The organism is Oceanicaulis sp., from assembly GCA_040112665.1.
GTDB lineage: Bacteria > Pseudomonadota > Alphaproteobacteria > Caulobacterales > Maricaulaceae > Oceanicaulis.
On sequence record CP157796.1, the window covers coordinates 1,947,501 to 1,966,807 of the forward strand.

At 64.3% G+C, this 19,307-nt stretch carries 17 protein-coding genes, 1 tRNA gene and 2 rRNA genes (1 of these 20 only partly in view); 7 read left to right on the plus strand and 13 right to left on the minus strand.

The genetic code is table 11. The features are described 5' to 3' along the window. Both ABL308_09385 and rrf read left to right on the plus strand, forming a co-directional pair. Nucleotides 1-807: ribosomal RNA gene (locus ABL308_09385) — 23S ribosomal RNA — on the plus strand; it begins 1,980 nt to the left of the window's first position. Between the two features lie 83 nt (nucleotides 808-890). Further along, nucleotides 891-1,005 (plus strand): 5S ribosomal RNA (rrf, locus tag ABL308_09390). A 146-nt stretch (nucleotides 1,006-1,151) separates the two neighbouring features. On the opposite strand, the gene ABL308_09395 is transcribed toward rrf, so the two are convergent. Continuing rightward, nucleotides 1,152-2,378 (minus strand): 2OG-Fe(II) oxygenase, encoded by a 1,227-nt coding sequence (locus tag ABL308_09395; GenBank protein ID XBQ15170.1) that lies wholly within the window; start codon nucleotides 2,376-2,378, stop codon nucleotides 1,152-1,154. A gap of 219 nt (nucleotides 2,379-2,597) precedes the next feature. Here ABL308_09395 and ABL308_09400 point away from each other — a divergent pair. Both ABL308_09400 and ABL308_09405 read left to right on the plus strand, forming a co-directional pair. Continuing rightward, nucleotides 2,598-2,674 (plus strand) — tRNA-Met (locus ABL308_09400). A gap of 206 nt (nucleotides 2,675-2,880) precedes the next feature. Then, nucleotides 2,881-3,171, plus strand: a complete 291-nt coding sequence (locus tag ABL308_09405; protein ID XBQ15171.1) for a hypothetical protein — start codon at nucleotides 2,881-2,883, stop codon at nucleotides 3,169-3,171. Between the two features lie 830 nt (nucleotides 3,172-4,001). On the opposite strand, the gene ABL308_09410 is transcribed toward ABL308_09405, so the two are convergent. The 4 genes from ABL308_09410 to ABL308_09425 form a co-directional block, all read right to left on the minus strand. Further along, a complete protein-coding gene (locus ABL308_09410; GenBank protein XBQ15172.1) occupies nucleotides 4,002-4,400 on the minus strand; it encodes a hypothetical protein in 399 nt (132 codons plus the stop codon). Next, nucleotides 4,400-4,852: a DUF5681 domain-containing protein gene (locus ABL308_09415; protein XBQ15173.1), complete on the minus strand. Its 453-nt coding sequence runs from the start codon at nucleotides 4,850-4,852 to the stop codon at nucleotides 4,400-4,402. The genes ABL308_09410 and ABL308_09415 overlap by 1 nt, the downstream gene beginning before the upstream one ends. A 32-nt stretch (nucleotides 4,853-4,884) precedes the next feature. Next, entirely contained in the window at nucleotides 4,885-5,592 is a 708-nt protein-coding gene (locus tag ABL308_09420; GenBank protein ID XBQ15174.1) for a hypothetical protein, read from the minus strand. Nucleotides 5,593-5,751: 159 nt separating this feature from the next. Further along, the gene (locus ABL308_09425) at nucleotides 5,752-6,492 is read right to left on the minus strand and encodes a hypothetical protein (GenBank protein ID XBQ15175.1); all 741 of its coding nucleotides are present in this window, start codon (nucleotides 6,490-6,492) and stop codon (nucleotides 5,752-5,754) included. Between the two features lie 138 nt (nucleotides 6,493-6,630). On the opposite strand from ABL308_09425, the gene ABL308_09430 reads away from it, so the two are divergent. Then, complete coding sequence (locus tag ABL308_09430; GenBank protein ID XBQ15176.1) at nucleotides 6,631-7,278, plus strand: hypothetical protein; 648 nt, start codon at nucleotides 6,631-6,633, stop codon at nucleotides 7,276-7,278. Nucleotides 7,279-7,591: 313 nt separating this feature from the next. On the opposite strand, the gene ABL308_09435 is transcribed toward ABL308_09430, so the two are convergent. The 3 genes from ABL308_09435 to ABL308_09445 all read right to left on the minus strand — a co-directional run bounded on the left by ABL308_09435 (nucleotide 7,592) and on the right by ABL308_09445 (nucleotide 11,251). Continuing rightward, nucleotides 7,592-9,046: a DUF3987 domain-containing protein gene (locus ABL308_09435; protein XBQ15177.1), complete on the minus strand. Its 1,455-nt coding sequence runs from the start codon at nucleotides 9,044-9,046 to the stop codon at nucleotides 7,592-7,594. Between the two features lie 201 nt (nucleotides 9,047-9,247). Further along, nucleotides 9,248-9,562, minus strand: a complete 315-nt coding sequence (locus tag ABL308_09440) for a hypothetical protein (GenBank protein XBQ15178.1) — start codon at nucleotides 9,560-9,562, stop codon at nucleotides 9,248-9,250. Between the two features lie 387 nt (nucleotides 9,563-9,949). After that, on the minus strand, nucleotides 9,950-11,251 hold the full coding sequence (locus tag ABL308_09445) for an integrase family protein (protein ID XBQ15179.1): 1,302 nt from the start codon (nucleotides 11,249-11,251) through the stop codon (nucleotides 9,950-9,952). Nucleotides 11,252-11,621: 370 nt separating this feature from the next. Here ABL308_09445 and ABL308_09450 point away from each other — a divergent pair, with 370 nt between their 5' ends. Then, complete coding sequence (locus ABL308_09450; protein XBQ15180.1) at nucleotides 11,622-12,104, plus strand: hypothetical protein; 483 nt, start codon at nucleotides 11,622-11,624, stop codon at nucleotides 12,102-12,104. Between the two features lie 21 nt (nucleotides 12,105-12,125). On the opposite strand, the gene yghU is transcribed toward ABL308_09450, so the two are convergent. Both yghU and ABL308_09460 read right to left on the minus strand, forming a co-directional pair. Beyond that, nucleotides 12,126-12,959 (minus strand): glutathione-dependent disulfide-bond oxidoreductase, encoded by an 834-nt coding sequence (yghU, locus tag ABL308_09455; protein ID XBQ15181.1) that lies wholly within the window; start codon nucleotides 12,957-12,959, stop codon nucleotides 12,126-12,128. A 101-nt stretch (nucleotides 12,960-13,060) separates the two neighbouring features. Next, the gene (locus tag ABL308_09460) at nucleotides 13,061-13,702 is read right to left on the minus strand and encodes an endonuclease (GenBank protein ID XBQ15182.1); all 642 of its coding nucleotides are present in this window, start codon (nucleotides 13,700-13,702) and stop codon (nucleotides 13,061-13,063) included. Between the two features lie 376 nt (nucleotides 13,703-14,078). On the opposite strand from ABL308_09460, the gene ABL308_09465 reads away from it, so the two are divergent. Then, nucleotides 14,079-15,431: a DEAD/DEAH box helicase gene (locus ABL308_09465; GenBank protein XBQ15183.1), complete on the plus strand. Its 1,353-nt coding sequence runs from the start codon at nucleotides 14,079-14,081 to the stop codon at nucleotides 15,429-15,431. A 74-nt stretch (nucleotides 15,432-15,505) separates the two neighbouring features. Here ABL308_09465 and ABL308_09470 read toward each other — a convergent pair whose 3' ends face one another. The 3 genes from ABL308_09470 to ABL308_09480 form a co-directional block, all read right to left on the minus strand. Continuing rightward, a complete protein-coding gene (locus tag ABL308_09470) occupies nucleotides 15,506-17,125 on the minus strand; it encodes a phosphoenolpyruvate carboxykinase (protein XBQ15184.1) in 1,620 nt (539 codons plus the stop codon). Between the two features lie 140 nt (nucleotides 17,126-17,265). After that, nucleotides 17,266-18,204, minus strand: coding sequence for a pirin family protein (locus tag ABL308_09475; protein ID XBQ15185.1), 939 nt, complete (start codon nucleotides 18,202-18,204; stop codon nucleotides 17,266-17,268). Between the two features lie 24 nt (nucleotides 18,205-18,228). Then, nucleotides 18,229-19,149 carry an FkbM family methyltransferase gene (locus tag ABL308_09480; protein ID XBQ15186.1) on the minus strand — a complete coding sequence of 307 codons (921 nt, stop codon included), beginning with the start codon at nucleotides 19,147-19,149 and terminating at the stop codon, nucleotides 18,229-18,231. Nucleotides 19,150-19,307: the final 158 nt, after the last annotated feature.

A 19,307-nucleotide genomic window follows, 5' to 3' on the forward strand; every position in this document is an offset into this window, starting at 1 on the left:
AACTTCGCAGTGGCGTTAGTGGCGATATGTGTAGGATAGGCGGGAGGCTTTGAAACCAGGGCGCCAGTCTTGGTGGAGCCGTCCTTGAAATACCGCCCTTATCCTCATTGACGTCTAACCGCGGCCCGTGAACCCGGGCCCGGGACCCTGCGTGGTGGGTAGTTTGACTGGGGCGGTCGCCTCCCAAAGAGTAACGGAGGCGCGCGAAGGTTGGCTCAGAGCGGTCGGAAATCGCTCGTTGAGTGCAATGGCATAAGCCAGCCTGACTGCGAGACTGACAGGTCGAGCAGAGTCGAAAGACGGCCATAGTGATCCGGTGGTCCCGCGTGGAAGGGCCATCGCTCAACGGATAAAAGGTACGCCGGGGATAACAGGCTGATGATGCCCAAGAGTCCATATCGACGGCATTGTTTGGCACCTCGATGTCGGCTCATCGCATCCTGGGGCTGGAGCAGGTCCCAAGGGTTTGGCTGTTCGCCAATTAAAGCGGTACGTGAGCTGGGTTTAGAACGTCGTGAGACAGTTCGGTCCCTATCTGCCGTGGGTGTCGGATACTTGAGAGGAGCTGTCCCTAGTACGAGAGGACCGGGATGGACGCACCTCTGGTGGACCTGTTGTTGCGCCAGCAGCATTGCAGGGTAGCTAAGTGCGGACGGGATAACCGCTGAAAGCATCTAAGCGGGAAGCCCCCCTCAAAACCAGGTATCCCTTGAGAGCCGTGGAAGACCACCACGTCGATAGGCTGGAAGTGGAAGCGCAGCAATGTGTGAAGCGGACCAGTACTAATTGCTCGATCGGCTTGATCTCAGACGCTCATGTTCGGCGATCGCTTCGCCCGCATGAGCCCGATAGTCAGAATGTCTCTACGAAAACCGCGTCGAACGCGCCGAGCGGGTGGTTATAGCGAGGGTTCCGCACCCGTTCCCATTCCGAACACGGCCGTTAAGCCCCTCAGCGCCGATGGTACTATGTCTTAAGGCATGGGAGAGTAGGTCGCCGCCCGCTCCGCACGTTCGACGCCGCCTATATCCTCCGCTTCACGACGACACGAAAACGCCCCCGAAGCTCCGGCTCGGGGGCGTTTTTGTTTGCGCCGCATCACCTTCTGCGCCGCGGACGGCCGCGGCCGGCTGTGCATGTCGCGCGCCTGATCAGACCGGCTTGCCGGCGCGGATCCAGAGGCTTGCGAGCAGCTTGGCGCCCTGGCTCACCGGGGCGCCCGCGTGCAGGGTCTTGGGATCGCCACGCCCGTCGGCGGTGAGATTATCGAAAACGAGCGCTTCGCCCCGTTTGCCGCTCCAGCTCAGATCGAGCCTGGGAAACTGCGTTTCACCGCCTTCGTGCTCATGGTTGAGCTTGACCAGGACGGTGTGCGCCCGTTGCCCGCGGCGCGCCAGATCGCGGCTGGCGCGTCCCTGATCCTCGGCGATGTAGTCGAAGTGCGCGCGATACTCCTCGCCCGGCCGGTAAACTAGGATCGCGAGCGACTCCGCCCGTGAAGCATCCGCGCCGGCCAGGCGCGCCATGCGCTCGCGCATCGCCATGGCGGGCAGGTCCATCGCGCTTATCGGCAACGCAGCGGTCAGCGAGCGCCGGTACGGGTCGGGCCGGGTCTGTCCCGTTCCCGGGTCGTAGATCTCGGCAGGCTTCAGAAAAGGCGCCGCCGCCGCGGCGATATAATCGCACACGGCCGGGTGAACGGCGTTCGGCACTGTCGCGACGCGTGGCGCATCGCTCAAAGCGCGGCGTCCGCCGTCGATCTTGAAGAGCGTCGTTGCGAGCGCCTCCGCGTCGACTGCGGCCGCTCGGGCGCCTGGCTCGGCCTTGCGGCGCGGTAACCCCGCCACGTCCTGAGCCAGAGCCCCGCCGAGCGGATGCGCCTGCGCAAGCGCAGCGGCTTGGCCGGCCGCCGTCTCGCTGACGACGCCGGCGTCAGCCCCGAGGCGCAGCAACGCGGCGACCGCCTCCCCGCCACCTTGGCCGGCGAGGGCTTCCAGCCGAGGGATCGCGGCATTCTCATCGCCGGCGAGCAGACAGAGCAGCGCCAGTTCGAGCGCGGCGCGTCGATCGCCCGACGCGGCGGCATCAGACCGGAGCTTGATCGCGGCGGACCAGTCCGGCGCCGCTCCAATTCCGGAGACGGCCAGAAGCGCCTCCAGCCGGCCTCCCGTCTCCGGTTTAGGCGCAGTCTCGAGCGCTGCGCGAACGCGCGCGGCGGCAGTCTGATCGAGGCCGGCTTCGCTGGATGCGTCGAGCAAGGCCGGCCAGGCGCCTTCGGCGCCGTTCAGGGCGGCGGTCTCGAGCCCGGCGATCGCCCTGTCGAGATCGCCCTCGGACCATGCCTGAAGCGCGCCCCTCAAATCTGCGTCAGCCGTCATCACACCCTGCCTGCGCCGTTTTAAAAATCGTTCGAAGCGCAGCTTAAGCCTTTTGTAGGTCTGAACAATCCCGGCTACAGCCCGCTTTTCGGCGACAGATCAGGCCGCGGCGCGAAATGCTGCAATCTGATGAACCTGGTCCGTTGACGACCGGGCCTGGCCCCGTTACACACGCGTCTCTCCGAAACGGCTGGCCGCAAGCGCGTCTGGCCGCCCTGATGCGGGGTGGAGCAGCCCGGTAGCTCGTCAGGCTCATAACCTGAAGGTCGTAGGTTCAAATCCTACCCCCGCACCCAAAATACCCCATACGGGGCAACACTTTACGGGGTCAGCGAAAGCTGGCCCCGTTTTGCGTTTGGGGTCTTGCCAGCAGATTACCAGCCGGTTCGGGGGCTACGGAAACTCCAGCGCGTAAAATAAGTCCCTGGCAGGGGTTGTGCTCCGTTCGGCGCACCCCCACTTCGTGAAGCCGCCGAACGATCAATTTGAAAAGGAGACATCGATGGCAAATGCCGCTTGGGGAAATTGGACCTTAAATACCAACACCGGCTGTCTGGAGCATCAAGCCGGGGGACCTTACGAGCTCCCGGTTTATGAGATGACGAACTCCGCTGAGATCCTCGACTGGGTTTTCCAGATTGAGGAGAAGACGTGGGCCTCGAGTGAGGATATTGGCGATCTTGTCACTGCCGTTCGTGAAATCATCGGACGAGGAGTGGCGTCTGGAGGCGTCGATCATGAGGTCGACCCGAAAGGCGCGCTGGCTTCGAGATACGGCGTCCAGTTCAAGTAGCGAAAAGGCGGAGGCCACCAAGCTATCAAAGTTTCTAGGTAGCTTCGTGGCCTCGGCACCCCTCGTAACCGTCGCAAAGCCGAAGGGCCGCGACGTCCTCGCTGAAGAACGGCTTTCGGCACTTCATACAGGTGCGCCAGCCCACTTTCCTGACCACGCGCGGCGGGACGCAATCTAGGTCCATGACCGGCTCGCGGCGCTTTCCGCCGTCATTCGGCCAGCGGACCGGCTCCGCGAAGCCCTGCTCCTTGCCTTTGCCGTAGCGCCGCGCAGGCCGGGCTGTAGCGTTTGCGCGGGGCTGGTCGCCGCTACCCCCTTGGCTGGGGTGCACGCGTGGCTGTGGGGGCGCTGTGCGCCCCGCGCGCCATGCGGCCAGCCATTCGGGGACCGCCTCGGCCTCGCTCAACGCCCACGCTCCCACACTTGAAGGTTATTCTGCGCGCGGAACGCGCCCTCGGTATGCCACCGCCGGACGCAGGCGAGGACCATCGGCATGTCGGTGTGGTCATACTTCCCCGCCTCGATCCCGGCGGTGACCTCCGCCTCGAAGGCGTGGAGCGACCCGTAAGCGGCTTCGAAGGGCGAGCGGGGCGCGGCGCGAGCCTGCTCAAGGCGGCGTACCCGCGCCAGCAGCGACCGGGCCCCGGACACCGGCTAACCCTCGCGCGCTTTCAGGGCACGCCCGGCAGCCAGGGCACGCACGAGGTTGGCATCGCTAGCGGCTTTCCGCAGCTGGGCCTCCTCGGCGTACCGCTGGCGCACCGCCTCGCGCTCGGCCTGCGTCAAACCGTGCTTGCGAGGTCGATTCTCAATATCGTCGCCGTTGTTCCTCATGCTGGCACTGCACCGATCTGCACGAGGACATCGAAAGCTTCGGCGCGGACCCTGGTATCACCACAGTCCCGCATGACTGTCGCCATTGCGCGCACGACCGCTTGGCGCAGCTCGCGCCGCTCATAGGGCGTCATGGCGTCGAAGCGCCGCTGGAGGGCGTCACCGTGGTCAGCGCCATATTCCTCCGCAGAGATCGGCACGACGTGGACCGGGTGTTCGAACTGGTCGGCCAAGCTCACCGCCCAATCGACTGCCTGCTTATACTGGTCGATATGCTGGGTGGAGAGCGTGCGGGCGCTGCCGTCGCCGCCGTGAACGATCGTCCGCACCATCATGTCATCAGGCAGCGGCTCGTAAGCCGCGACGATGTTCCGCTTTGTCCTGTGAACCGGCATTAGACCGCCTTCCCTTCGAGGGTGATAATTCTGGCTTCGAGCTCGGCCACCGCCTCGATACCGGCGACGGCGTTGAGGCAGCCGATGAGCACGCGCGCGGTGTCGGGATCCACGTTGCCGTCAGCGACCGCTTGCATAATCTGCCGCGCCTGCTCGGCTAGGGGCGCATCGCTATCGAGCGCGAACTCCACCTTGTCGGCCTGCGCCTTCTTCGGAGGTGAGATGCGGGATAGAACCAGACCGGCGGCTTGAATGTCGCCAGCCAAGGCGGCGTCGATGACCACGCGCGCGACCGCTGGGCCATCGTCATTCAGCGCCTGAGCAATCTTGTCCCGCTTGGACCCCGACCCCTTCGGTCTACCGGCCGGATTAGGACTTTCCATCCCCTTCACCCATTTGCCGGGCTTGGGCGTGTATCCCTTCAGCCATTCGGGCTGCGCTGCATCGGACATACGGTCTTCCCCGTGATCTAATCAGGCTCGATTCAGGCTTCCTTGAAGCCGAGCGCCTTCTCAGCCGCGTCCTGCGCCTTGCGGACCTTGTTCGCCGCTGCGGAGGTGCCGCCGACGGCGCGCTCCACTTCCTTGAAGATCAGCCCCGCGCGCTGTTCCACCAACTCCTTCGCGCCCTGCATGGCCTTCAGCCGCTTGGTCCCCGCCGGGTTGTTCTTCTCGTGGTATTGGCGGAGCAGAACCTTCTGCATCCCCGCCTCGATGCCAGACAGCATGGCGGGCGCGCCGAGGACCGCCGTTGCGACCTCGTGGTCACCCTCAGCGATGGCCTTCTGGATGACCGACATGCGCTGCTCCGTGGGCAGCGCTTTCACATGGGCGCGCACTTCGCCCGCGATGCTCCCTGCCGCCTTGGTCGTGACCGGTTGCGACAGCTCGCCTTCGAGATGGTCGATGCCCTTGTTGAGGCTGACCAACACGCTGTCGAAAGCGCGCGTCATGCGCTCAAAGTGCTTCTTCGCGAACGTATCGACCTGGAGCAGCTTCTGCTCGTCCGTCCAGCCGGGGTTCTGGTGGACGACCGCGCGGGTATCGTGGATCGCCCGTAGACCCTCATACGCGGTGCTGAAGGCGGTGACGGTGGGCGCCAACACAGCCTCGGTGTCGGCGTCATACCCGTCAATCTTGGTGACGGTGTCAGGGTGGAGTGAAGGCGAGATACGGTGGTCAACTTCGGACATGGCAGCCTCTTAAGAGCCTGATACGGCTGTAAACGTGCTGTTAGCGTACCGGCTGCCATTTTCGGTCCGCAAGCGATTTTATAAATAAACCAACATCTTAGGTCCGATTGTTGGCGCTTCGGCGCTCAAACTGTTTGTTTGGCGTGGAAGTCGATTGGCTCAATCGGCACTCACACCATAGTCGTCATCTGGAGTGAAGTTTGCCCGGTCTGTTCCGCAAGCGCCGTTTGGGCGGGTCGCTGCATCAGTAGGCATGTCGAAGTTTAGACACCACGCGCCATCATCCGCTGCATGAACACAACCGACGCATCCGGTGTCTCTTTCGTCGTCGTGGTGGTGGTAGCGGTCATGGCAGTGGCCGCACAACGCTACCAGTTCGAATAAAAACTCCTCCCTCCAATTCCGGTACGTCAAATGGTGGACTTCTGTCGCTCGTTCTTTGCGGCATCCCTCGCAAAGACTATTGGCCCGTTCCATCACAAGCCTTCTACGTTCAGCCCAGTCGGGCGAGGCGAGGTAGGAGTCGTGCGCTTGCTGAAAGTATGTTTTTCCTTCAGAACGGCCTTTCCAGCGGCTCGCTTGAAGAGCAACGTACCGTCGCCTCACTTCATCCTGTCTAGCATCGTACTCGGCCTGATAGGCCGCTCGAAGGGCTTCATCAAATTCATTGAGGTGCTGAGTATCCGGGGATTGCTTGACCGGATTGCCACGAAGTTCTCCGCAGACGAGACACTGTTGGCGAACAACCTTCGACCCGCCCCTATTCAGCCCCTGCCGCAGCTCCGTCCTGGGATGATCGCACAAGGTAGCCGCGAGCTGGTTGATCTCCTGTGCGTACCGAATCGTGAGATCATCATCTAGAGGAACACGATTGCCGGTGTCTGGATCAGTAATGGTCACAATCGCTCCTTCTCAGGGATTCGAAATCACCCCAGTCTGAACCGTCGCGAGTAAAATGGTAATAGCCTGTTGCTGTTTTGTTCGCGTGCGGTTGACTCATATGTGGAAAAGTGTCCGCCCTTTGAGCCGGAGTGCCAAATGACTTCTATCGAGCTTGCGTCTGTCGGCGCGGTTCTCCAAGGCATTGGCTCAATTGCCGGTGCACTTGCGATAATCGGAGCCGCATGGTTCGCCTCCAACACCTTCGATAGCTGGCGGCGGCAGAAGCTGTCTGAGCGACGGATCGAGCAGGCGGAACGTATACTAACGGCCACCTACAAAGCTCGAAGGGCCTTGAGGTATGTCCGCAGCCCGATGTTGTGGGCTCACGAATTGGATGCTGCGGAGAAAGAGCTCACCGAGCGCGATGACTGGCCCATGGCGGATGCCGCTTTGCGGCGGAGAATGGTTTCGGCTCAGACCTACTTCGACCGGCTCAACCGAACCCTTGAGGAACGCAAGTCGATTGACGAATGCCTGCCGATGGCGAGAGCGCTCTTCGGGGAAGAAGTCGAAAACGCGCTGGACGAACTCAACCGACAATTCCATTTGGTCAGCATTGCAGCTGAGGCTAGCGTCGATGCGGGCAACGATAGGGACTTTCAACGGTCGCTTCGCGCTGACCTGAGCAGTGCAGGCGGGAGCAAGGAGCCGAACAAGATGAACGAGACCATCGAAGCTCAGGTGGCGGCGATTGAAGCCGTCTGTCTCCCGGTTCTTCGTCTTGAAGGCACGCTGAAAGGCTAGGACCGGGCTATGCTGTTCTGATGACCACAGCGACGGCGCAAGACCAATCAATCGCTTAGGTCCCGCGTCCGTGAGGTTAGGGGTTTGACGGTCGAGCGATGCCGCCATCGTGGCTTTAATGTTTATTCTTTAATATCGCCCCCTACAGCCGCAAAAGGCTGCTTTAGATATTCCAAGAATAAAATATTAAAGTAATAAAGTTCCCTAGATACCCCATGTTTTACAGGGTGATGCGCTTTAATACGCGATCATAGCGCTAATACGAGAACGACGACGAAAGCGCATCGCTTCCGCCGCCGTATTATTCTCGCCATTAGCCGCCGTAGTCGGGCAGGTTGAGAATTCGATAGCCTTGGCCGTGGTAGTTGAAGCTCTCGATAAGCCGATCCTTCTTCATGTCCATCAAGTGACCGGCTTCTACCAAGCTGCGGACTGTATCGCGCAGCGCCCAGTTCTGCCCGAGCTTGTGGTTATAGAAGGCGGAGTGTTGCGACGTGCGAACGACTAGGTAGCTCAGCGGCACGATCCCGTTCTCGCGCATCCCTTTCGGAACCTTATAGCTGGGCGCAGGCGGTCGGAGCAGGTAGCGCCTCAGAACGTCGACCAGCTTCCGTTCGCGCGCCGTGTCGCCATCGCCCACGTCCCCGCTTTCCAGTCGGCCTGTCATGTTCGCGATGTTTCGGAGGACTAGAGAGATCGCCCACCGGGCTTGGTCCGCTGTCACGGTCGGCGCGACGTAGTTATCTGCAACTGCGAGCAGGGAGGCGACCTTCAGCGCGTTCAGGTGCGCCCGGTTCCACATCTGACGGCGGGACTCGTCCTCAGTCGCGTTCACGTGGTCATCGCAGTGCTTGTCGAATGCCCGAAGAAGCTCGCGCGCCTCCGGGCTTGACGATACTTGCAGCGGCTCGCGGTTCGCCTGCTGCGCCGCTTGGCTTACCAGCGCCGAGAACCATTTGACGCCGACTTCCGGAAACGGCTGGCGGTTCTCATTAAGTGGTGGGCGCGGGCCGTCGTACTCGATGACCACGAACCGGGACAAAAACCCGTCAGCCATCATCTTGCCGTTCAGTGCCTCGAAGAACGTGCCAGGGGTCGTCTCCCCGATAACGCTGTAGCTGGCACTTCCCTCAATCGAGACGTTGTTTTCCAAGCTGGCGTAGCTGATACCGCCCGTCATCGAGGTGGGGGCGGATTTGGAATAGAGCTTTGTCATCTGCTGGCGCAGGGTGGCGTGATGCCCGCTCTTGTCGACCGCCATGAACTGAATGTCGTGGCCGAACTCGCCGCTTACATGCAGCACGCATGAGTAGGGTGCCTCCCCCAGGTATTTGATGAGCCCTTGGCCAGACGCCATGCTGTTGAAGGTGAAGAAGCTGGGCGCATCCCGCTCCCCAGCCTTAACCGATGCGCGGATCAGGGCGGGGATAGCGTCGGAAATTGCCTCCTTACCGATCCCGCTTCTGGCAACCACGGCGATATAAAGGTTCAGGCCCGCTCCGGTGTAGGTGTTCCAGCATTTGCCGCAGACCCCGGCCAAGATCGCAAGCGCCGATGCGATCGCGACCGTCCTCACAGGGCGGGCGGAGCTATAGTAGATCGCCTGAGCGAGCTGCCCTGCGACACCGGGTGGCCACTCCAGCTCCGGCTTATCTTGCTCTTCCGGAAGCGGCGGCAGGTTGGCGTTCTCGTCCATGCTTTGGAGCGCATCGAGGGTGGACATGACCCGATCCCATTCGGCGCTTGTCATCGGGGGATACTCAGTCATGCCAATCCCCCTTCGTATCAATGTGCAGATTTTCGCTGCCGCTTCGGGCGGCCTGTCGTAGCGTATGCATGTGCACCTCCGACGGGTGTGCTCTGTTCCAAAGATCTCGACAGCGACCGGGCGCGCGCCATGCGCTCGGTCGCTTTTCATTGCGGGCGGCTTGCAATGGGCTAGGCAGCCCGCGACTGTTCCGGCGGGCCGTTATGCTGCACCAAGCGAATGCGTCGACCTGGCGGGCGTCTTCGCCGTTTGAGGGTCGAGACGGTCACCCGGCTGCTCGCTCGTGCTGTGGCGGCGGCCTGAGTACATCCAAGCGAGGACATCACGTTCGCTGTACCAGACGCGGCGCGTCCCCTCGGGGCTGAAATACCTCGGGCCGGTTCCGCGAAGGCGGTACTGTGCGACCGTCACCTCGTGGGTGCCGAGCATTTCGGCGACCTCGATGGTGGAGAGCGGCCGATTTTTTGGGGTGTATCCGAACAGCTCACACAGCTGTTCAAAAGACACATCAGTCATAGCTGACGCTCCAGCTTGGCGCCGATTTATGCGGCGCGAAGAAAGGAAGCTGTGGTCAGCAGCACCAGCAGGAACATCCTGCTGGCAGACTGTCCGGGGCCTAGGGGACTTTCACCCTTGCGCCTCTCCGGCTCGTGGTTCTGGAATTTTCCTCGCGGGCGCGCCCCAGTGCGGCGCTGGCGCGCTTTTGTAGCGCACCGTTATGTGCATTTAGCAAGCGCAATTAAAGGTCTGCAAGCGCTAAATTTGTCTGGGCCTTTCCTCATGTTTCATGCGCGGGCTGGTGTCCAGATCGTGCGGCGCGGGCCGCTGGGGCCGGTTACAGTGCATTTAGCGGTTTCGTCGCCCCACCCACGGCGGCGAGCCAGTTGCGCGCGCTGTAGCGGCCTACGCGCGCAATTCCACCACGTTCGCCCCGCTGGCCTTCGCCGCTTCGAGCCTGCCCCGTTCTTCGATCCAATCACCGATGCGTTGAGCCTCGGGATAAAGCCAGTCCAGCTTTGTCAGGTCGAGGTAATTCCGGGCGGTCACGTCCGCTTGCGCTGGAACATGGCAAGTCAAAATGTCAGTTCTGAACTTCTCGATCAAGCATTCTCGCATAGAAATATTTGTAAAAGTCCTTCTTAGATCATGGCAGCTAAGCTTTTTCTTCACGATCTCGCTGACGAGCTTCATCGGTGCGCGCGGATCGAGGATGTGCCCGGCTTTGCTGCGTGAGGTGAAGACGTGAGGGTTCCCTTTAATGGGCGTTCGGCTTTTGAGAATGGCCACGGCCTGCGTGTTCAGCGGCAGGAACACTTCACGCCCGTTCTTCGGGTCGGGAAGATGCCAGTAGCTTCTCTCGGGCTCATCTTCATCAATATGGACCCGGTCCCATGTGAGCATGGCACCTTCGTTCCGCCGAGCGCCGGTCAGGAGTAGGAACAATGTGAGTTCGAAGCCGGAGAGCGCATCAGTGTTCTTCGGGTCCGCGCGAGCATCGTGGAGAGCGTTCCAGACCTTTCCGATCTTGTCCTTCTCGATATAGCGCTGGGTCCGCGTGCCGAGCTTCGCCCAATGGTCTCGTAGCACATCGACCGGGTTGTAAAGGAACAGCGGTGATCCGTCGGCACGCCGATATTGGCGGCTGGCGAAGTTGATGAGCGCCCGGAGCGTGGTCATCACTAGGTTCGCCTGACCGGGGGCAGGGGCCTTTCCACGCAGCCCGCGTTCCATGAGTTCGCGATGGCGCTTGCGAATATCGTATTCACTGATGGCCACAATCGGTTTGTCAGCCCATGCCGCGAGCGCAACTTCGACGTGCCGCCTAACCTCTGACGCGCTGCTCTCTTTGAGCTTGCCCGGGCGGTCCAGGTAGGCGGTCATCACCTCGCGAAGCGTGACCCGCTCCGCCTCCTCAGACTTCTTGACCGCGCGCGGGTCGATACCCTCCCGCATCATCTGAAGGATGCTCTGCGCCTTCCGGCGGGCTTGATCCTCAGTGTAAAGACCGAATGGACCGATGGTGATAATCACCGTCTTACCCTTGAGCCGACCTTGCGCGACAAACGCGCGCTTCCCGCGCGGGTAGTCTGTGGATGGGGGCGAGACCCTCAGCCCATACCCCTTCACGGTCTCATCCCAATGTATCTTGGCCGCTCCTTCGGGCGGTTGAACTTTGTCGATGAACGACTTGGTGAGCTTCGGCATTGATGTCTCCAGAGTGGGTAAAGCTAGCATGTTACCAGCACGCTGCATTTAGCTAGGACACTCTAGCGTTACCCCGCAACGGCGAATTTGCCAGAAAAATCAGCGCCTTGTAATGTAGCGCTATCTGCCGCTATCTCGCGCTAACAGCGCTTGGGCAAACTCATAACCTGAAGGTCGTAGGTTCAAATCCTACCCCCGCACCCAAAGTTCAGACGGGGCCGGCGTTTCGCCGGCCCCGTTTTCGTTTCAGGTTAGGTTTTTCTCCCGGCGTTTCGGGGTCCGCCCTGAAGCCGGGATGAACGCTTTGCTCCGCAAGCGTTCAGCGAGGGTCTGTCTTCATGGCGATGTGACCTTGAAGAGGTGAACCGCCATGAAACCGATCCTTTCGCTCGCCACCACCGCCGCCGCCGCAACGCTGGCCGCCTTCGCAAGCCCCGCGCACGCCGGTCCGATCGGGCCGGGCGGCGCAGGCGAGGCGTGCTGGCTGCGCGCCGAGACCGGCCGCCACATGACCGCGATCAGCGCCTGGACGGCGCCCGGCGTTTCGGGCGTCTGGGAGCTCAGCGTGTCGCGCGGCCGGGGCTTCGCCAGCGAGCAGTCCGGCGAGGTCGGCGCCGACGCGGCCCGGCCGCTCACCCGGATCGTGCTCGGCCAGGGCATGCTGCGTCCGCCGCTCAGGGACTTCCGGGCCGGTGCAGCCGTGCCCGTCGCTGGCGGAACCACCGTGGCGACGTCGAACTATCGCCGTACCGGACCGGCCGAGGCGCCGGTGAGGGCGGAGCTGCGCGTCTACGATCTGGCCGGCGCGCTGATCTGCGAGACGCGAGACGTCTGGGTCTGGGCGGGCCGATAGAGCGGCCGCCTCGCCACGGGATCAGGACTTGAAGTCCCCCGGCCCGTGGCGCTCGTGCATCTGGTCGGCGTCATCGCCCCAGGCCTTGTTCACGCGGCGGCCGCGCTTGACGGCCGGGCGCTCGGCGATCTTTTGCGCCCAGCCGCGGACGTTCCCGTACTCGTGCACCGCCAGGAATTCACCGGCCTCGTAGAGCTTGCCCATGGCGAGCGCGCCGTACCAGGGCCAGATCGCCATGTCCGCGATGGTGTAGTCCCCGCCGGCGATATAGGCCCGCCCGGCCAGCGTCTTGTCGAGGAGGTCGAGCTGGCGCTTGGTCTCCATCGCGAAACGGTCGATCGGGTATTGCAGCTTCTCCGGCGCATAGGCGTAGAAATGCCCGAACCCGCCGCCGAGATAGGGCGCGGACCCCATCTGCCAGAACAGCCAGTTCAAGGTCTCGGTGCGCGCCGCGCCGCTCGCGGGCAGGAAAGCGCCGAACTTCTCGGCCAGGTGCATCAGGATTGATCCGGATTCGAAGACGCGGACCGGCTCGGGTCCGGATCGATCCAGCAGGGCCGGGATCTTCGAGTTTGGATTGATGTCCACGAAGCCTGACGAAAACTGGTCGCCCTCGCCGATATTGATAAGCCAGGCGTCATACTCCGCGTCCGCATGGCCGAGTTCGAGCAGCTCCTCGAACATGACGGTGACCTTCACCCCGTTCGGGGTCGCCAGCGAATAAAGCTGGAAGGGATGCTCGCCGACCGGCAGGTCTTTTTCGTGGGTCGCGCCTGAGACGGGGCGATTGATCTTCGCGAACCGGCCGCCGCTCTCGGCGTCCCAGGTCCAGACCTTCGGCGGGGTGTAGCTCACAAGCGTCTCCTTCTGCGGTGCGCGGCCTAAAGTGGCGTGTTCTCGCAGCGCTGCAACCCGCGCCAACGCCCGAAGGAGATCGCAACTTCGTGAGGCGGGTTTCAGGCCGCCTTCACGATCGCCTCGGCGTCGCCTTCGAGGTCCGAGCGCACGAGCGCGGCTGCAGCCCGGACAAAGTCCCCGCCGGCGAGGTCTGCGAGCTCTTCCGCGTCGTCGGGCAGATCGAGATCCTTGGCCGCCGACTTCGCCTTCTTGTCCAGGAAAGGCGCCATCTCGCCCCAGGCTGATTGCGCTTCGCGGCGGAAGATGTCCGCACCGGACGGGCCGATGCCTTTCAGCTCCTGAAGCGCGTCCATCTCGGCGCCGACCCTGCGGCCGGCTTCGGTGCGCAGCTTGCGCAGATCGCCGTCATACCGGTCGAGAATCTGTTCGGCCATGTCGCCCAGGATCGCCGAGTACCGCTCGTCCATGCGCGCATAGCCGGCTCCGTTCAGAAGCTTCACGCGCTTTTCCCAGCCGGCGTCGCAGAGTTTTTGCGGGGTCGTCAGCCCCTCGTCGAACAGCGCCCTGGCGCCGGCGGTGGCGAGGTCAGCGCCGATGCGGGTCGAGTAGAGGTTCGAGGCGAGAAGCCACTGAAACAGTGCGCTCGGCGTTCCGCTCTCGATGTCGAAACCCAGTTCGCCGCAATAGGTGCGGCCGTGACGGTCGAGTAGGGCCTTGAGTCGATCTGACGGGCTGGACATGGCGAACTCCGCGCTTCTTACGCGCGGCGAACGCGGCACGGGCGCGCCTGGTTCGCCCGCTGCGGTGCAAAACGCGATGCGCGCGAAGAGGACCGGTATGAACACCGGCCCAAACGCCCGCCTTGCTTTCGCCGCGAAACACCGTCATGAGGGGCGTTGCGCATGTCGCCCGGCGATGGAGGGAAGCGGTTACGCTTCATCGAGCCGGGCGCGATCGGATCGGCCCGGAGGCGAGACGCCTCCAGCGGCACAGTGTCCGGGCGTCGGGCGGCCCTGTGGGGCGCGCCCGCCCGTGGCGGCTGATCCATGCAGTTGTCCCTTATGAACGATTGATACGCCGCGCCCGGCGATCCCGGGCGCGCGGGAAAGACGATATATGACCAGGTTCACCGATCTCGCCCTCGCCGCGCCGGTTCTGCGCGCTGTCTCCGAGGCGGGTTACGACACCCCCACCCCCATCCAGGCGCGCGGCATTCCGCCCGTGCTCGACGGCCGCGACGTGGTCGGCCTTGCGCAGACCGGCACCGGCAAGACCGCCGCTTTCGTGTTGCCGCTGATCAGCCGGCTGCTGGCCGAGGGCAAACAGGCGCCGGGCCGCACCTGCCGGGCGCTCGTGCTCGCGCCGACCCGCGAACTCGCCGCCCAGATCGGCGAGAGCGTCGCGGTCTACGGAAAGCATGCCGGGCTCACCCATGCGGTGATCTTCGGCGGCGTGAAGCCGGGCCCGCAGGTGCGCGCGCTCGCCACCGGCCTCGATATTCTTGTCGCCACGCCGGGCCGGCTGCTCGACCATCTGCAGGCGGGCAAGGCCAGGCTGGACCACACTCGTTTTGTGGTTCTCGACGAGGCCGACCAGATGCTGGACCTGGGCTTCATCCCGGCGATCCGGAAGCTCATGAGCATGGTCGCCAAGCCGCGCCAGACGGTGATGTTCTCGGCCACCATGCCGCCGCCGATCCGCGCGCTGGCCGACGATTTTCTGAAGAACCCCGTGACGGTGGCGGTGACCCCGCCGTCAAAGCCCGTCGAGCGGATCGACCAGAAGGTGTTCTATGTCGACGGCGGCGCGAAGCCCGAGGCGCTGATCGATCTGATGGCGCCCGAAGCGGGCAAGAAGACGATCGTCTTCACCCGCACCAAGCGCGGCGCGGACCGCGTGGCCAAGAAGCTCGCCCAGTACGGCCACAAGGCCAGCGCCATTCACGGCAACAAGTCCCAGGGCCAGCGCGAGCGCGCGCTCGCCGCCTTCAAGTCCGGCGAGGCGCCGGTTCTGGTGGCCACCGACATCGCTGCGCGCGGCATCGACGTGGACGCGGTCGAGCTGGTGATCAATTACGAACTGCCCAACGTGTCTGAAAGCTATGTCCACCGTATCGGCCGGACCGCGCGGGCCGGCGCCGAGGGCCGGGCGATCGCTCTGGTCGCGCCCGACGAGCGGGTGCTCCTCAGGGACATCGAAAAGCTGATGGGCTTTGCGGTGCAGGGGCTCAACGACGCCCCGCCCATGCCCAAGGGCGATGCGGCGAAGCCGAAGCGTAATCGCGGCGGTGGCGGTGGCGGTGGCGGCCGGGGCCGTCCGCAAGGCCAGGGCGGTCAGAGCCGCGGTCAGGGCGGCCAGTCTCGCGAAGGTCAGGGTCGCGGCGGTCACGGTCAGAGCGGTCAGGGCGGCGGCAAGCCGCGCCGCCGCAATCGCGGCGGGCGCAAGCAAGGCGCGGCGGCGCAGGGCTGAGGCGCTCGCCGCGAGAAAAAACGAAAGCCCCGGCGCATCACGCCGGGGCTTTTTTGTTCGCTCCGAGTGCGACCCTACTCTGCGGCGGTCCGCTTTGCGCCGTCGGGGCGCGGGGCGGCGGCGCGGACATAGGGCTGCACGTGGTCTTCGAACTTCTCGAAGTTCGCCACGAACATGTCGGCGAGCTTTTCGGCCTGTGCGTCGTAGGCGGCCGGATCGGACCAGGTCTGGCGCGGGTCGAGGATCTTCGGATCGACGCCTTCGACCTTGGTGGGTACGGCGAAGCCGAAGACCGGGTCGATACGGAAGTCCGAACCGGCCAGGGAGCCGTCGAGCGCGGCGTTCAAAAGCGCGCGCGTCGCCTTGATCGGCATGCGTTCGCCCACGCCGTAGGGCCCGCCCGTCCAGCCGGTGTTCACCAGCCAGCAATCCACGCCGTGCTCGGCGATCAGCTCGCGCAGCAGGGCGCCGTATTCGGACGGATGGCGCGGCATGAACGGCGCGCCGAAGCAGGTGGAGAAGGTGGCGCTGGGCTCGGTCACGCCCTTCTCGGTGCCCGCCACCTTGGCGGTGTAGCCCGACAGGAAGTGATACATCGCCTGGGCCGGTGTGAGCTTGGCGATCGGAGGCATGACGCCGAACGCGTCGCAGGTCAGCATCACCAGATTGCTGGGGTGCCCGCAGACATTCTTGTCGCAGGAATTGGGGATGTAGTGCAGCGGATAGGCGCCGCGCGAGTTTTCCGCCAGCGTCGCGTCGTCGAGGTCGAGCTCGCGGGTGACCGGGTCCATGACCACGTTCTCGAGCACCGTGCCCCACATGCGCGTGGTGGCGAAGATCGCAGGCTCGGCCTCCTTGGACAGGCGGATCATCTTGGCGTAGCAGCCGCCTTCGAAATTGAAGAGCCCGTCGGGCGACCAGCCGTGCTCGTCGTCGCCGATGAGCTTGCGCTTGGGGTCGGCCGAAAGCGTCGTCTTGCCGGTGCCGGACAGGCCGAAGAACACCGCGCTGTCGCCGGCCTCGCCGACATTGACCGAGCAGTGCATCGGCATGATGCGGCGCTCGGGCAGCAGGTAGTTGAGGATGGTGAAGACCGATTTCTTGGTCTCGCCGGCGTAGGAGGTGCCGCCGATCAGCACCAGGCGCTGAGCGAAATTGACCGCGATGACGGTCTCGCTGCGCGTGCCGTGGCGCTCCGGATCGGCCTTGAAGCTCGGCAGATTCACGATGGTGAACTCCGCAGCGAAGTCCTCGAGCTCCGACCGGTCGGGCCGGCGCAGCAGATGGCGGATGAACAGCGAGTGCCAGGCCAGCTCGTTGACCACGCGCACCGGCAGGCGATGGCGTTCGTCCGCGCCGCCGAACAGCTCCTGAACGAACAGTTCGCGGCCGGCCATGTGCGCCTTGAAATCAGACCAGAGCGCGTCGAAATGCGCCGGCGTCATCGAGGCGTTGAAGTCCCACCAGATGGTGTTTTCGGTGTCCTCGTCGCGCACGGTGAACTTGTCGCGCGCCGAGCGGCCGGTGTGCTGGCCGGTCTCCACCACCAGCGCGCCGCCCTTGGCCACGCGGCCTTCGCCGCGGCGGACGGCCTCTTCGTACAGCGCCTCTTCAGACCAGTTGACGTTCAGCTTCGCAACGCCGCTCACGCCCAGATCGCTCAGGTCGCGGCCCGTCATCATCCCGTCGGCCATCGGGCTCTCCCCGTCTGAATTTGTATCGACACGCGCCGCGCCCGCCTCGATCCGGGCTGCGGCAGGGGTTCGGTTCTAGCCGCGAGAAAAAGCGGAATCACCCCCAAAACTATGCTGCAGCGCGACAAAGCGCAGGCGGTTCAGCTGGTCGGCGCGTCCTGGGTACGTTTGGGTGGCTGGCCGGGTTCGGGATCGCCGGGCAGGGGGATGTATTCGTTCTCGCCTTCGGGCAGCGCGAAGGCGGCGCCGTCGAACCCTGCCGCGATGCTGGCGCGCCAGTCCGATTTCGCCTGTTCGAGCCGGGCCTTGGAGGAGGACACGAAGTTCCATTCCATCACCCGCATGCCTGGGTTCTCCCCGCCCAGAAGCATGACCCGGCTGTCTGCGCGGGCGCGGACCACGCCGGTCTCTCCCGGCGCCAGGGCGGCCATGCAGCCCGCGCCGACCGGCTCGCCGCCGATCTCGACCTGGCCCGAGACGACGTAGACGCCGAGCTCGGGATAGCCTGACGGCATCTCCACGGCCGCGCCGGCGGGGATTTCCGCATGGGCGTAGAAGGTCGGCAGATAGGCGGTGACCGGCGAAGTCTCCCCCCAGGCCGAGCCCATGATCAGGCGCACCCGCGCGCCGCCGGTCTCGATCTCGGGCAGGGCGTCTGCGGGGTGATGCTCGAAGCCGGGATCGATCTCTTCCGACCCTGTCGGCAAGGCCAGCCAGACCTGGATGCCGTGCAGGTCGTGACCGGCCTTGCGCGCCTTCGGGCCGGTGCGTTCGGAATGCACCACGCCGCGCCCGGCGGTCAGGAGGTTCACCGCGCCGGGCGTGATGGTGCGGTGAACGCCCACCGTGTCGGCGTGGTCGAGCTCGCCGTCGAACAGATAGGTGACCGTGGACAGGCCGATATGCGGGTGGGGCCGCACGTCGATGCCTGTCCCGGGATTAAATCGCGCCGGTCCCATCTCGTCGAAGAAGACGAAGGGGCCGATCTGGCGGCGTTTGGCGAAGGGCAGGACGCGCGCGACCGAAAACCCGCCGAGATCCTTGCTGCGGCCCCTGATGATGCGTTCGACGGCGGACATCGGCGGTTCCTTTCCCTTCACCTGTCAGCGCGACAGGATCACGTTCATGCGGGTGAGCTGGCGCACGGCGTAGCCCTTCGAGCGGGCGAGGGCGGCGGCGTCCGGCGCGTCCCGGTCGCCCATGTCGGCGCGTTCGAGCACCATGAGATCGGGCCAGCGCTCCGGATCGACGGTCTTGAAGAAGGCCGACAGGATCGCGAACTCGCCGCCCTCCACGTCGATCTTCATCGCGTCGATCCTGCCGACGCCCATCTCCTCCATCAGCCGGGGCAGGGTGGTCACCCGCACCGCCTCGCCGGAGGTCTCGCTTTCGCCGGAAAGCAAGGTGCGGCCGAGATTTCCGCCCACCAGCCGCATCACGTCCTCGCCTTCATAATCGGCGAGCGCGACGCCCGTGATCTCGATATTGCCCAGCCCGTTCTGATGCGCGTTGAAGCTCAGCCTTCGGCGCATCTCGGCCTGGGGTTCGACTGCGATCACGCGCGATTTCGGCCCGCCCGCCTTGGCCGCGACCAGGGCGTAGGCGCCCGCGTTCGCCCCGATGTCGAGGAAGGTCCGCCCCGGTCCCATCGCGGCGCGCACCGCGTCCAGCTCGGCCGGATCGAAGCATTGCGGGGTGAGAAACAGCCGCTTTTCAGACAGGTTGTCCCGGGGATGCAGCCGCAGTTTCAGACCCAGCGCCTCGACGTCGCTGCGGCCCTGCCTGAGCCCGGTCAGGGCGAGGGGGCGGGCGGCGCCGGCCAGTCTCAGCCCTGCGCGGCCCGTGGGCAGGCGTCGGCCGACTGCGAGGCCGATTTTCGCAACGAAACCAGGCGCATATGCGCCGTGGCCCGGCGAAAAATCGGGCTGCAGCGCGCCCTCGCCGTCCGTCGGATTCATCGCCTCGTCAGGCGTCTCCATCATGGAGTTCGGGGCGTCCGTCCTGGAATCGGGCTCGTTCGTCATGGGCGGGGTTATAGCCGGGCGGCGCGGGTTGGAACACCGCTCCATCCGTTCGCTGTTTGCTGCGCTTGCGAGACCGCCTCGCGGCTCGCCGACATGCTGGAAACCTTCCTTTTCCAGCCCTGACGGCCTAGGTTCGCCCCGACTGATCTGACCCGGGG